The 12620-nt window shown below is 63.4% G+C and carries 11 protein-coding genes and 2 pseudogenes; 2 read left to right on the forward strand and 11 right to left on the reverse strand.

The genetic code is table 11. The annotated features are described in order from the left end of the window. Positions 1 to 112: 112 nt before the first annotated feature. The 4 genes from FHR38_RS15335 to FHR38_RS32250 all read right to left on the reverse strand — a co-directional run bounded on the left by FHR38_RS15335 (position 113) and on the right by FHR38_RS32250 (position 3492). Positions 113 to 1333, reverse strand: a complete 1221-nt coding sequence (locus FHR38_RS15335; protein ID WP_184535314.1) for a tyrosine-type recombinase/integrase — start codon at positions 1331 to 1333, stop codon at positions 113 to 115. Between the two features lie 17 nt (positions 1334 to 1350). After that, positions 1351 to 1560, reverse strand: coding sequence for a helix-turn-helix domain-containing protein (locus FHR38_RS15340; RefSeq protein ID WP_184535315.1), 210 nt, complete (start codon positions 1558 to 1560; stop codon positions 1351 to 1353). Between the two features lie 352 nt (positions 1561 to 1912). Further along, positions 1913 to 2818 (reverse strand): hypothetical protein, encoded by a 906-nt coding sequence (locus tag FHR38_RS32245; RefSeq protein WP_246446561.1) that lies wholly within the window; start codon positions 2816 to 2818, stop codon positions 1913 to 1915. A gap of 26 nt (positions 2819 to 2844) precedes the next feature. Next, the gene (locus tag FHR38_RS32250) at positions 2845 to 3492 is read right to left on the reverse strand and encodes a hypothetical protein (RefSeq protein ID WP_246446564.1); all 648 of its coding nucleotides are present in this window, start codon (positions 3490 to 3492) and stop codon (positions 2845 to 2847) included. Between the two features lie 64 nt (positions 3493 to 3556). Between FHR38_RS32250 and FHR38_RS15350 the strand changes: the two are divergent. Together FHR38_RS15350 and ltrA are read left to right on the forward strand one after the other, a co-directional pair. Then, positions 3557 to 4033: pseudogene (locus FHR38_RS15350) on the forward strand (HAD family hydrolase); the annotation flags it as partial. A gap of 619 nt (positions 4034 to 4652) precedes the next feature. Further along, positions 4653 to 5969, forward strand: coding sequence for a group II intron reverse transcriptase/maturase (gene ltrA / locus FHR38_RS15355; RefSeq protein WP_246446378.1), 1317 nt, complete (start codon positions 4653 to 4655; stop codon positions 5967 to 5969). 299 nt (positions 5970 to 6268) lie between these two features. Here the strand turns inward: ltrA and FHR38_RS15360 are convergent, their stop codons facing one another. The 7 genes and pseudogenes from FHR38_RS15360 to FHR38_RS15385 form a co-directional block, all read right to left on the reverse strand. Continuing rightward, on the reverse strand, positions 6269 to 7669 hold the full coding sequence (locus FHR38_RS15360; RefSeq protein ID WP_184535316.1) for an IS1380 family transposase: 1401 nt from the start codon (positions 7667 to 7669) through the stop codon (positions 6269 to 6271). 233 nt (positions 7670 to 7902) lie between these two features. Beyond that, positions 7903 to 8637: a YopA family protein gene (locus FHR38_RS15365; protein ID WP_184535317.1), complete on the reverse strand. Its 735-nt coding sequence runs from the start codon at positions 8635 to 8637 to the stop codon at positions 7903 to 7905. Further along, positions 8613 to 9398, reverse strand: a complete 786-nt coding sequence (locus tag FHR38_RS15370; RefSeq protein ID WP_184535318.1) for a YopA family protein — start codon at positions 9396 to 9398, stop codon at positions 8613 to 8615. Before FHR38_RS15370 ends, FHR38_RS15365 begins: the two co-directional genes overlap by 25 nt. Before the next feature lie 110 nt (positions 9399 to 9508). Beyond that, positions 9509 to 9646 (reverse strand): annotated as a pseudogene (locus tag FHR38_RS33770) (ScoMcrA-related endonuclease); the annotation flags it as partial. Positions 9647 to 9726: 80 nt separating this feature from the next. Continuing rightward, on the reverse strand, positions 9727 to 10494 hold the full coding sequence (locus FHR38_RS15375) for a hypothetical protein (RefSeq protein ID WP_184535319.1): 768 nt from the start codon (positions 10492 to 10494) through the stop codon (positions 9727 to 9729). Between the two features lie 480 nt (positions 10495 to 10974). Then, on the reverse strand, positions 10975 to 11493 hold the full coding sequence (locus FHR38_RS15380) for a hypothetical protein (protein ID WP_184535320.1): 519 nt from the start codon (positions 11491 to 11493) through the stop codon (positions 10975 to 10977). Between the two features lie 635 nt (positions 11494 to 12128). Further along, positions 12129 to 12596, reverse strand: a complete 468-nt coding sequence (locus tag FHR38_RS15385) for a winged helix DNA-binding protein (RefSeq protein ID WP_184535321.1) — start codon at positions 12594 to 12596, stop codon at positions 12129 to 12131. Positions 12597 to 12620 lie beyond the last annotated feature (24 nt).

Below are 12620 nucleotides of genomic sequence, written 5' to 3' on the forward strand. Positions count from 1 at the left end.
AGTCGTCTTATCGACACTTGCCTGTGGACTCCCAGTGTGCTTCAAGGAGCAGCCGGAAGGGGCCGGTTCATCTCGCAGTCCCTTCCGGCTCCTGGGCGGCAGGTAGGCCCGGCTAACTGGTGCTGCCGCTATCTTTTTTCCATAGCAGCCCGTCAACTTTTCGGGCGATATCGCGGCGCACCTGCCCAGTGAGGTGCTGGTAGCGGGTCGCCATAGCCGAGTTCGACCAACCCATGATGCCCATCACCGCACGCTCCGCCACCCCGGGAATTAGCAGCACGGTGGCGGCGGTGTGCCGAGCATCGTGTAGGCGGCCGTCCCGCAGCCCGGCCAGCTTGAGCAGGCGCTTCCACTCGTCGTAGTCGGTGCGAGGGTTGACCGGTTCGCCGGTCGGGGTGGCGAATAGCCAGCCGCCATCGGCCCAGAGTTGTGCGGCGGTTGCGCGTGCCTGTGTCTGTTCCTGATGGTGCTCCCGCAACAGGTTCACCAACTCGGCGGGCAGGCCGATGGTCCGGCGGCCGGCGCGCGACTTCGTCTCTGCTGTCTCGGCGCGTGTCGGTTGCCGGTTGGGGCAGTGCCCGCCGAACTTCCGGCCGCAGGGCTTGTCGCACCCGTGCCGCCACCGCGGGCGTTGCCGGCCGCGCCGGACTACCAGCGTTCCGGCGTCCAGGTCGACATCCGACCAGCGCAGGCCGAGCGCTTCCCCTTGGCGCAGGCCGAGGGCGAGCGCGACCGCCCACCGGGCGCTGTTGCGGCGCCCGCGGGTTGCGGCCATGAGTCGTTGCACCTCCGTGACTGAGTACGGCTCGATCTCGCTCTCCGCCAGGCGTGGGGCCTTGGCGAGAGCGGCAGGGTTCCTTGCCAGGTGCCCCCGGCGTACTGACTCGTTGAGCGCGGTCCGGATCGTGCGGTGAGCCTGGTGGGCGGTTGCCGGGGCACTGCCGTTCTCCTGCATTCGACGGTAGAAGCGCTCCAGGTGCTCGGGCTCCAGGCGCTCAAGCCGGTGCCCGCCGAGCCCGGGGATGAGGTGCCGGTAGACGGCCACCCGGTAGCCGGCGATGGTGTTCTCTCGTACGGCCGGGGCGGCGATGTTCTCCACCCAGTGGATTAGCCAGGTCTTCACCGTCCAGCGCTGGCCAGCCTTACGGACCGTCCCACTGTCCCGTTCCCGTTCAAGGAGCCGTACCTTCTTGATGACTGCTGCTTCCGTCTTTCCCCGGACGTGCCGGCGGTCTGGCGATCCGTCGTCCTTCACACCGACGGTCACCCGTCCATGCCAAGAACCGTCGGCACCGAGGTAGGTGCTCGACGCCCCGTTGGGTCGACGTCCCATCTGTTAGGCTCCTTCCGTCAGGCGACGCGGTTGAGGGGTGCCGGGTTTGTCAGGAGGCTTCGCACGTACTCGTCGATGCAGAAGGTGGGCACGCGGCGGAGACGGCCGATGGTGACGGTGCGAATCTGCCCGGCCTTGATGAGGGCGTACATAGTGGTTCGGCCGATGCCGAGTCGTAGGGCGGCTTCTTCGATGGTCAGGACGACGCGGTTTTCGGCGGTGGGCACGGTTTCTCCCGGTGATTCGTGGCCTGTGAACACTTATGGGGTGGGTTGTTGGGGCGGTTGGCCGAGTGGCTGGCTGCGTTGTTTCTTGCGGGGAGGGCTGAAACATCGCCGCATCGCCGCATCTCCGCAAACGTGCCTGTGAGCTGGGCAAATGCTTGCGGAGATCTTGAGGAGTTGACCCGGCTCATCTCCGCAAACGCGGTGTCATCTCCGCAGATGTTGCGGAGATGCGGAGATTGATATCTGTCGACTCTGGGATCTCCGTAGGTTCTCCGCAGGGTGTTTGTGCTGGTCACCGTGGCTTTGCTGCGGAGATGCGGAGATGCGGAGATGTTTCAGCCGACTTTTGTCCCTACTGGTTGTGGTGGTCGACCCAGAACACGTTCCGGTCTCCTCGGTCGCTCTTGCCGGCGCGTAGGACGTGGTCGCCTCGCCACCGTCCGGCCTGCCCGGTGAGGAGCCTGCCGAGTTGCAGCGGGTTAGGCAGCTTGCCGGACGGGGTGGTGATGAACTGGCCATCCCACGGGTCGTGCACGTCCGAACCGAGGTGTACGGGTTCGGCGTCGCGGCGTAGCTCAGCCGAGGTCATCTGTTTGCCGCCGTGCCGGTCGTGCCAGCAGGCGAGGAATCCGCGCCACCGGGTTTCGTCTTCGTCTACCCCGCGTACCGCTTCGGCGTTGGCCAGGAATCCGGGGATGTTGTGGTGGGCGAGGAACCCACCCAATGCCTGTGCCCAGGGGGTGAACTGCCACATGGATACCCCGGTGGCTTTGGGTGCCCCGTTGCGGGTCCAGTCGAGCACGAGGACCAGGAGGTGACGCATGACGGTGAGTTGGTTGGCCGGTTGCGTGATCCACTGGTCAAGGTGCGGGATGCCGAACTGGCTTTGGTCGCGCTGTTCGGGTCGGGGCATGTTCGGGTCGAGGTGTACCCGCACGGTCCGGGAGGCCATGTCTCCGCCGACCTGGAGGTTGTTTCCGGTGGCCATCCATAGCCGGTCGTTGACGCTGGCGAGGTTGCGGGATGAACCTAGCTGCCGGTCGGACCAGACTCCGGCGGTGACCAGCAGGGCGAGGTTGGCGGAGTCGATGACGGTGCCTTCTGCGAGGTTGTCCCAGATGACCACGCCGACCTGCTCAGCGAATACGGCAGTGATGGACTTGCGTAGCTCTTCTTCGGTGTAGGCCCAGGGCATGACGCGCTGCCCGTAGAGCATTCCGGGTCCGGCGGTCAGGATCGATTTGCCGGAGGCGGGCATGGTCGCGTCGATCAGCCCGAACGGCGTCAGGGACCGGGTGTAGTTGCGCAGGATCGGCGTAGCCAGAAGTGCGATGTAGTTGGCCCGGTCCGCCGGGGACGACCAGGGGAAGTCGCGTAGGAACCGGTTGAGCAGGAAGTTCCGGGCGTCGCGTACCTGCTCGGCGGTGGGCTGTCGGGCACCGGGGGCAGGGCGACCTTGGAGGCCAGGTAGAGACCGGTGGCCGGGTCGTAGCCGGGCCGCTGCAACAACGTGCCGTCACGGCGCAGCACGGGTGCTCCGATGATGCCGCGTAGCGGGGCGGTTTTCGGCCAGGTCTTGCCGGCCAGCACCGACGCGAGGATGTCCCGGGGTGGGGTGACCTCGTCTTCGTACACCTCGGGTTGGCCGTCGTTGCCCTTGCGGGTCTTGAGCCGGTACACGTAGGCGTGCTCAGCCAGCAGTCCAGCGAGCCCGGCCGGGGTGAGGTGGCTGGCCGACACCGGTAGGGGCGAGTCCTCGTCAACCTCGGTGGCCAGCCCACCAGACACGGTTTCCATGTGGACCAGTTCCCCGGCCTGCACGTAGGTGTCGGGCAGCATCCCGTCGGCCAGGGCGGCTTTCAACACTCGGATGGTTTCCGGGCCGGTGCCGACCTGGACGGACATGCCACGGTCGGTGGTGGTGATGGTCATGCGGCCACGCTCCGGGGGCGTCGGGCTCCGGCACGCAGGCCGGACGCGATGGATCGGGTGATCTCTTCGTCGCACTGGCGCGGCCGGCGACCAGGACGCTACGCGGGCGGTAGAGGATGCGCTCTGCGCAGCCGAGCGCCGAGCTGTCGAGACTGCCGAACCCACGCCGTACGGGAGGGAAGTCATTGTGGCCGCTCGCCAGGCCAGAATGCCGGTGGCGGTGGTCAGCAACAACTCTGCCGGCGCGGTCACCACCTACCTGACAGACCACCGGCTCGCCGATTACGTTTCCCCGGTGGTCGGCCGGGCGTACGCCGACCCGGCCCGCATGAAGCCCAACCCGGAGCCGATCCTGCAAGCCGTCCGATCCCTGAGCGAGCCGCCGGGCCGCTGTGTTCTCGTCGGCGATTCGCTGTCGGACATCGAGGGAGCGCGGGCCGCAGGGGTACGCGTGATCGGTTATGCAAACCGGCCGCCCAAGGTCAGGACGTTCCGAGCGGCCGGGGCAGACTTAGCCTCGGTCTTTCGTGCGCCCAGCTGACCTGGAGGTGAGTGTGTAGTTCATCTTGGGTCGTAAGCTCGTCGTCGCCTGCCGGTGGAAGTCCGGTCCGGGTAGCTGCCAGGAGGCCCGGTAGCAGGCTGGCGGCTCGGTCTGGAAACGGGTCGGGTCGAAGCCCAGCGTCGAAAGCCCTATTGGGGGAGCGACTGAGCGGTCCGTAGCATGACGCGAAGCCTGCGGCGTCGTTAGAGGTCTCGCCTGTTGGGGTGGGGCAGAGGGAGTGCCGAGCCCCCGAATTCAGGGTGAAGGCCATGGAAGCGGTGTAGCTCCTGGATTGCAGCCGCGAAGAACTCCCCGGCGTATGGGGCGCGGAACGTTCAGATGGTGGCGGCGGGAACTGGGGAGACCCTCCCCGGCCCGGCAACCTGCGGAGTGTTGCCGGAGCGTGGCGTCCTATAACCGATGATCTCGGGAAGGGGATTGCTGGCCGGGAGGGAGTCGGAGGCGGCCGTAGTACCGATCGAGCCGGACGGACAACACAACCGCCGGTGATGGGAAGGGCCGCTACTTCGTTGACGCGCCTGCTGTCTGGAGGAGCCCGGTGAGTGCCGGTCAGGCTAGTTCCACCGTTTCGGGATCGATCGTTGATCCGGTTCGAGCTTTGCAGCATGCGCTGTACCGGGCGGCCAAGGCCGATCCCGGGCGTCGGTTCCATGCGCTGCGAGACAAGGTCTTCCGCAGGGACGTCTTGTGGCGGGCGTGGGTCGCGGTGCGCCGTAACAACGGTGCGCCGGGCGTCGACCAGACCACTTTGGGCCAGGTTGAACAGTACGGGGTTGCCCGGCTGCTGGACGAGTTGGCTGACGAACTCAGGGAAGGACGGTATCGGCCGTTGCCGGCGCGTCGGGTGTTCATCCCGAAGCCTGGTAGCAGCGAGTTGAGGCCGTTGTCGATCCCCGCGGTTCGTGACCGCATCGTGCAGGCGGCGGTGAAGATCGTGCTCGAACCGGTCTTCGAAGCCCAGTTCCTGCCGTGTAGCTTCGGGTTCCGCCCGAAGCGGTCGGTGCACGATGCCCTGCAGGTACTCGTGGACGAGTCCTGGCGGGGTCGGCGGTGGGTGGTCGAGACGGACATCGCCAACTGCTTTTCGGCGATTCCGCATGAGAAGTTGATGCAAGCAGTTCAGGAACGCGTCTGTGACCAGGCCGTACTCAAGCTCCTGCGGGCGATGCTGCGCGCTGGGGTGATGGAGGACGGCCAGGTCCGGCGACCGGTCACCGGCAGCCCACAAGGCGGGGTCATCTCGCCGTTGCTGTGCAACGTCTACCTGCACCGACTCGATCGGGGATGGGACATGCGTGAGCACGGGGTGCTGGTCCGGTTCGCAGACGATCTGCTGGTGATGTGCGCCTCCCGGGCGCAGGCCGAGGCCGCGCTTCAGCGGCTTCGGCACTTGTTGGCTGAACTCGGCCTGGAGCCGAAGGAGGTCAAGACCAGGATCGTGCACCTTCAGGTCGGTGGGGAAGGGGTCGACTTCCTCGGCTTTCACCACCGGTTGGTGCGCGCCTGGGCCCGCACGGGAGGTAAACAGGTCACCTTCCTGGCCCGCTGGCCCGCGAACAAGGCTATGCAGCACGCCCGGGACCGGATTCGGCAGTTGACCGCCCGGTCCCGGCTGGGGCTGCCCGTGGAGTGGATCGTGGAACACATCAACGTGTTCCTGCGCGGCTGGGCCGGGTTCTTCAAGTACGGCAACTCGGCCCGACACTTCGAGAAGATCAGGTACTACGCGAAGATACGGCTAGCGCTGGTGATCGCCAAGCGGCACCAACGCAGCCGGAAGTTCGGCTGGCAGGTGCTGTCCTTCCAGTCGAGCAACGAGTTGGGCCTGATCGGCCTGGGAACCGTCGTCGCACCAAGGCCATTTAAGCCTTGGCGGCGGGATAAGCCGAATGCCGGCGGTGAACGACGTCGGTGAGCCGTGTGCGGGAGAACCGCATGCACGGTTCGAAGCGGCGGGAGCTGGAAACGGAGCACCACGGTCACGGCCACGGCAGTGGGACAGCCAGAAGGGAAACCGGTGGAATTCAAGGCTGCCGGGCCTACCACCACGACGTGCCACCGCGCCAGCTCCCGACCCTACATTTGAGTGTGGCCGCATAGCCGATACCCGATGGGTGTGATTCGCGTGGTTGCTGATGTTTTAGCGGCATGCTGAGGACCCGGCGTGGGGCCGGGTTCCTCCGTGTTGACTGGTAGGGGTGTGGGGCTGCGGGATCAGCCGGTGGGTCGGGGTAACGCGGCGAGAGTGGTGAATGCGCTGGTCAACGCGTCGGTCCAGGGCCAGCCGTTGGCGATAGCGAGACGGGTTCGGCGGGCGGTGCGGGTGATCCGGGCTGCGACGTGTAGCAGTCGGTAGCGCAGTTTCTTGGGTTCCGCGGTGGCCAAGTCGCCGTTCAGGAGCAGGTTCTGGGTCCAGGCGAGCAGGTCGATGGCGGTCAGGGCGAGTTGCAGCCAGGCCTGGTTGATGGTGAACAGCCGGGACGGGAACCGGCCGAATCCGGTGTCTTTCCCGGTGCGGATGCGGTCTTCGACGCGGGCGTGAGCCCGGTGTCGGGCTTCCAGGAACTGGATGCTGCCACCGCCGGGCGGGGTATCGGTGGCGACGATCTGGTGCCGCCAGCCTTCGATGGTGTCGAACAAGCTCAGTTGTGCGCCGGGGTGTGGGCGTTCCCGGCGGATCAGGAACCGGGTGCCCTCGGGCCAACCGGTGGCGTCGAACAGGCCGGTGATCTCGCAGACTTCGGCATGTTCTCGCAGGTCACCGCCGGTGTCGATAGCGGGGATCCAGCCAGTCGCGGCCCGGATCGCCTCGCGCACGGGTTCGGTGATCGCGGCGCCGACCGAGAACCGGATATCCAGGTGCTGCTGTTGTCGCAGGCCGCGGATGTGGGCGAGGAACCCGTGACTGGAACCGGCAGTGTCGGCGCGAAGCAGGATCGGGCTGCCGTGCCGGCAAACGTCGGGGACCAGGGCGAGGGCCTGGTCGAGGACGGTGATGTGGTCGGTGGTGGTGTTGGAGCCGGCTCGGCCTTCCCGTAGCAGGCCGGCGAGGGCTTCGCCGGTGTTGTCCAGGAAACACAGCAACGGGTGGAACCCGAACGTCTTCTTCCAGGTACGAGTCGCCCCTTCCTTCTCGGAGTGGCAGATCACGATGGTCGCGTCGATGTCCAGGACCAGACCATCAACCTGCTGGCCGGCCGCCATCGGCTGCGGCAGGTCACCGTTCACCTCGGCGTGCTGGGCCCAGGCGACCTCACGGGCGCGTGCCCGCGCGGACTGTAGGCCGGCCAGCATGGGCTGGTCCAGTCGGGACAACATCCGCCATGCGGTTGGGTCGGACGCGACCGGCCCGAACAGGCCGGGCTGGTCACGCAGCACGGCCAGGTCGGCGATGGCCTCACCGCCGCCGGCGAGCATCACCGCCAGATCCACGGCAATCCGGCCCGGATCGTGCCCGCCCTGCCGCTGCCGCAGACCTGCCAAGGCCTCACCGAACGCGCTGGTCAACCCGGTCGCATCAGCGAGATCAGTGAGCAACCGGGCACCGGCATGACCGACCACGCCCCGCCCACCACCGGTCACCATGATCTTCGGACGTGTTGCGGTAGCCTTCACCCTGCAAGTGCCTTCCGTGGCGGGACTATGGGACCTTCGACAAGCCCTATTCTCCCTGATCAGAAGGCACTTCTTCGTTCTCGACCCACTCCTTGGACAGCCCTTAACGAAGGGCCGGGGTTAGTGGTCAACAGCATGGGGGCGATAGCCGGGGCATTGATTGACCTAGTGGGTGGTTGAGATCCGTCTTCCTCATGAGCCGCCACCACTGGCCAGCGTTGCGGCCGTCGTTATTAAACCCAAGGAACCGGATCAACTGCACCCGCCCAGCGATTGAGCGACAAGGCGGATTTATGCTGCCCCGTATAGCCCAACATGTTAAGGATGCCGAGCCTGAGAAAGTGACACGCTACCATGCTAGCTTCGGCCCAGGCATATGCATTCCACCTGTCCAGCGTCTTGGTCGGATGAACCATCTTGTTCCGAAGGTAGATAACAGCGCCGAGGGCATCCCGCGCAAGTCCGTGGCTGACTGGCATAGCCGCTGCTGCCGCTTGCAATTCAGTGAGATGTGAAGGGATGGAAGTATCAATTTGGCAGTCGTCCAAGAATTCTCGGATTTCGCCTTCCGTGTTTCTTGCTGCACTTTCAAAGGCGTTAGACGAAGTGTACTTCTTTTTTTCGTTCACCAGACGCTGATGTGCCAGCAGTTGCAGGCCGGAGACGGCTAGACCGATCGCCGGCTCAACATCTACATCTGCATTCGCACTGACGTAATACGAAGCAGCGTATTTAAGCGCGTTCTGGTGGTCCGGCTTTGACAAGTAATTCAAGCCGAATTCTAGTAGTTCTGTTACTTGCTTGGACCCGATCGAAGAGTCGAGCCAGGAGGTGGCATTCATCATGCTGTCTACCGGCGGTGCCGTCCACCGCGCCCACACCACGTTGTCTCCCCGCCAGCCAACGGGCAAGACGGGGTTGATGCGGCGGCCCACTGCGACGTTCAGCAAGATGCGGATAGATTCCATGACAGCGCAGCGTCTTCTGGTGCAAACTCTGCGCCGCCCACCCTGCGCAACTCGCCGATATGGGTGACGGCACGGCCTCCTGTGTTCTTCAAGCCCTTCCGGAAATCCCGGCGGCTGGCCTGCTTTGTCCGGTCAATCGTGACTGACCAATCACCTGCCTGCACCTGCACCCGCGCATTCCAAGAATGCGTAAGGTTATCTGGGCTGCAGACCATGCTGCCGTCATTGGCATCCCAGCCATTCGGGATTAGAAACCCGATCTTGTCAACAGGACCAACGCCAATCTCCTGTAGTCCAAGGTTATCTTGATACAGCGAAGATTTCTCCGGCGGATCAGCTAGGGCGCAGTCCATCGATTGAACAAAAAGTTTGGCACCGGGCGGGAATCTTACGGTAGCGAAGTCCTTCCATAAAGTCTCATCTAACGGCTTCAGCCTGTCATGCAGGTCCACGAGTGAGGCATCCCGAGAACCCTGAACAACAATATGCGTGCTCGGATTCCATTTGAAGCGAATGTCACCTTCAAGCAACGTTGGGTTGGAGTCGGCGGCGAAGCCGAAGCTTCCTTGGTATAGGCAAATCTCGGGGTTGATTCCTTCAACGAAGTATGGATGGATAAGGACGTCTGGGTGCTGGTGCCGTATAACGACAGGACGCCCATCGGTCATCCTAATTCTTTCCTCAACAACTCGATTGCCGGCCGCATCGAGCAAGACTAACACTTGCCGAGAGCCACCGGGCGACTCGTAAATCACGGTCATGTAGACACCTAGCCATGTCGGGTCGATATTTTTGAATATTCGTCATAAGCTCACTCAGTGCCTAACTGTGCCGCTTTCTTCACGAGGTCCTTAAGTTCCTCGACCGTAAGTCACGGCTGCGAGCGGTGGATCATCGATGGTAATTGGAGCAAATGAGGAGCAACGCTCTTGTCGCGACCGGTGAAGTCATTCGCACGTAGCGGCGGCCCGGTGCTCAGTCCGTGGGCGTGGCCGGCGATTGCCTTTGTTGCGACGCTCCGTTGAGGGGGCGGGCGGTCTCAGTTGTGGTTGCCGGTCCTCCCTTTATAGGCGAGACGTGATGTCTCTGCTACGAGAACATGGCAGCGATTCGAGACGCCAGATCGGCAGCCCCAGAGACGGCGGGAACCATCTGCTGAAGACTGGAGAATAGAGCCTTCATCCTTGCTCGACTGGGCTCCTCTGTCCTGGCTTCAGCGAGGAAACCATCGAGTACTTCGACTGCCTCATCGTTATTGGATCCTCTGACTATGTGTTCAAGCTCGCGCAGCGCTTCAACCGTGTCAGTTCCATAGCGACTGCGGTAGGTGCCGACATTGGAATTGACTATCACGCTCTTATTTACCACATTGGAATTGTCGCCCACTGAAAAATACTCGTTGTAAGTCACGACAGGATCACGCTCCCTGAGACGCTTGTCGCCTTCAGCCGTTACGGCAACTTTCGAGAATGAGTTGAAATCGGTGGGCAAGCTCTCGTCATGGGCTGAGGTGACTTCAAGTTGACCCCACTTGACGAGTGGTCGCACTATGCGGATAACGTACCGCTCGTGCTCACTTATTTCGGAAGCGATCTCCCTAATGCTTAGGGCGTGGTCGCGACCCTTGTATATGACATCGAGAACCTGCCGCTCAATGGCGTCGCGTTCTGAATGGCTAAGGCTTTTTGCTCGTGTTTCAGCGTCGCTGATTGCGATGCGCTCACGGTAGTAGCCACGCACGAAGAATGCGGCGATCGCAAGCAGGGCTAACACTCCGAGGACATTATCCAGGAAGCTGGGCTCCTCGGTTTCCGCCGATCCGGCCAGTATGTCGTACACAAGTAGAGACGGCGTCATGATCCACTTCCGTGTCGGGCGATCCGAGTATCCCTTAACGAGCGATGGATGGGTCTGTCAGATCAAGGACTCTTGCGCCGGGGGGATGAACCGGCGGTCTCAGTTGTGGTCTCGTTCTTTGCCGTACGGCGGTGCCCGCCGCCGTCCGCCCGGAGAGCGTTGCGCCTGGCTGGAACCCTCGTGGAACGACTGTGGACGGTTGGTCGCAGACCTCGAAAGCGTGTGAGGGTTTACGCCCTCCGAGGGTTCAAATCCCTCCGCCACCGCTCATGAAGTGCGAAAACGCCCGGCAAGTCCGCGAGGACGAACCGGGCGTTCCGCTTGTGGTCTCAGTTGGGTTCGCCGGCCTTGTCGGGCTCACGGTTCTCGCCGCCCCGTAGTCAGCCCTGTGGAGAGGGCTGGCAATCATCCGGACCTCATGCTGCTTCTACAAGTAGTTGCGGAGCCGGCCGGGGTCGTCGGTGCCTCAAATCTCCCTGGCTAGCGCTTCCCGGAAGGTGCGTCCTTCTTGTCGACCTCGTGGTTCAGGGTTCCAGAGATGATCCTTCCATCGGCCTTCTTGGAGAAGCGGTTGGAGACCAGTTCGTTGCCTGCAACAATTGAGTTGTAATCAGTCCGAAGGTTTCGGACGATCTTCTCTAATTCGGCTTTGTCTTTCCCATTTGCGGTCTCTCTCTCCAGTCGGATCGTGTGACGGAGGGCGGTGAACCGGTTTCCCGCTTCGCGGAGGGATTTGGATTTCCTTTCGGAGCCGAGGAAAGCTGATGTGGCGGCAATGGCTCCCGCTACTGCCCCGACGGCTCCCCAATGCCTGGTCTGCCCGATCACAACAAGTATCGAAGCTGCGGAACTGATCAAGGCTGGAAGGAAGACTATCGTCCTTCCCCAGAACTCTGCCGACTTGGCGGCTTCGAAATAACTCTGTGCGGAGTACGTGGAGTCTTCGTACATCCGGTCCAACTCGGCTACGTAGGGGCTGGTTGAATCCTTGGTCACCATGCTTTCCTCCAAAGTGAAGCAGTGGGATATCTTGGCGCCTTGATTAAGCGATCGGCTGTGGGGGCGGAGAGCTGAGGGCGTCCTGGACGCATTCCTTGTGAGCATTCGGCGCTCTGCCTGACGCGTAGCAGGCTGCTAATAGCGCTTGCCGAACTCGCGAATCATCTAAAACAGGCTCCATGCCGCTTCTCTGGCAGTGGGCCCACTCATTCCGTGGTGAGTCATTTACGCCGTTGGCGACAGCCGTGCTTCTGACGGCGCTGGGTGGTGGCTTTCGTTCGAGCGGCTGGCTGGTCCGTGGCGCCTTGAGCGGCCGTAGGCGGGGGTGGGTCTGGACTCTCCAGGCCGCTGGCCCCACCGCAGATGCCAGCCCGGTTTGGCCGGTACACCCTGTACTTTGCGAGTTCCCTCCGGTTTTTCGCAAGTTGAGCCCAGTGGGTAGCCCGGGATTTCGCCGTAGGTGCGATCGGGAGCCATGGCGGCACGATAGGGCAAGGTGTCGATGCCTGTGAGTTCAGGGGTCGCAGGGACTGGTTCCCGTTGCCATCGCTCGTGAAGTGCGAAAACGCTCGGCAAGTCCGCAAGGACGAGCCGGGCGTTTTCGCTTGTGGTCCCAGTTTTGGTGACGCGATCCGCTAGGTCTGATCGCTGCTGACGTTGTCGATCATCCGGCGGAGCACCTTGAGCGTGGTGACGTAGTCGGCATCGTCGATGCCCTCGTGGATGCGTGCGCGGATGGTCGGAGCATGGCTCTTCAGGTCGACGCGCGCATGCTCGCCGGCTTCTGTGATCCACAGCCGGTCCTCGTCGTCCCGGCGAAGCCAACCCCGCTCCAGCAGGACCTGCGCCTCGCCGGCCAGGTCGTCCTCGGGACGGATGTAGGTCGCCATGGCTGCCTGAAGTCGCGGGATGGTCATGCCCTGACCGTCCGGGGAGAGGTCGTTGGTCGACAGGTTGCGCAGCAGCCAGAACTGGGGCTGGGTGAAGCCGAACTCGGCCTGTCGGGCGCGGGTGAAGGCGATGAGCGCCTCGTAGGCCAGACCGGTCCAGTAGGCAGCCGGCTGGGCGGCGAGTTCGGCGTCGGAAAGCTGGTCGATGGTCATCGTGGCACCCCAAGTTGATGATCG

The organism is Micromonospora polyrhachis (assembly GCF_014203835.1).
In the GTDB taxonomy this organism is placed as follows: domain Bacteria; phylum Actinomycetota; class Actinomycetes; order Mycobacteriales; family Micromonosporaceae; genus Micromonospora_H; species Micromonospora_H polyrhachis.

Excerpts from the sequence above, each read along its gene's own strand:
- FHR38_RS15335 (WP_184535314.1), bottom strand. The coding sequence starts at position 1,333 with ATGGGACGTCGACCCAACGGGGCGTCGAGCACCTACCTCGGTGCCGAC.
- FHR38_RS32245 (WP_246446561.1), bottom strand. The coding sequence starts at position 2,818 with ATGCCCGCCTCCGGCAAATCGATCCTGACCGCCGGACCCGGAATGCTC.
- FHR38_RS32250 (WP_246446564.1), bottom strand. The coding sequence starts at position 3,492 with ATGACCATCACCACCACCGACCGTGGCATGTCCGTCCAGGTCGGCACC.
- FHR38_RS15365 (WP_184535317.1), bottom strand. The coding sequence starts at position 8,637 with ATGGAATCTATCCGCATCTTGCTGAACGTCGCAGTGGGCCGCCGCATC.
- FHR38_RS15370 (WP_184535318.1), bottom strand. The coding sequence starts at position 9,398 with ATGACCGTGATTTACGAGTCGCCCGGTGGCTCTCGGCAAGTGTTAGTC.
- FHR38_RS15375 (WP_184535319.1), bottom strand. The coding sequence starts at position 10,494 with ATGACGCCGTCTCTACTTGTGTACGACATACTGGCCGGATCGGCGGAA.
- FHR38_RS15380 (WP_184535320.1), bottom strand. The coding sequence starts at position 11,493 with ATGGTGACCAAGGATTCAACCAGCCCCTACGTAGCCGAGTTGGACCGG.
- FHR38_RS15385 (WP_184535321.1), bottom strand. The coding sequence starts at position 12,596 with ATGACCATCGACCAGCTTTCCGACGCCGAACTCGCCGCCCAGCCGGCT.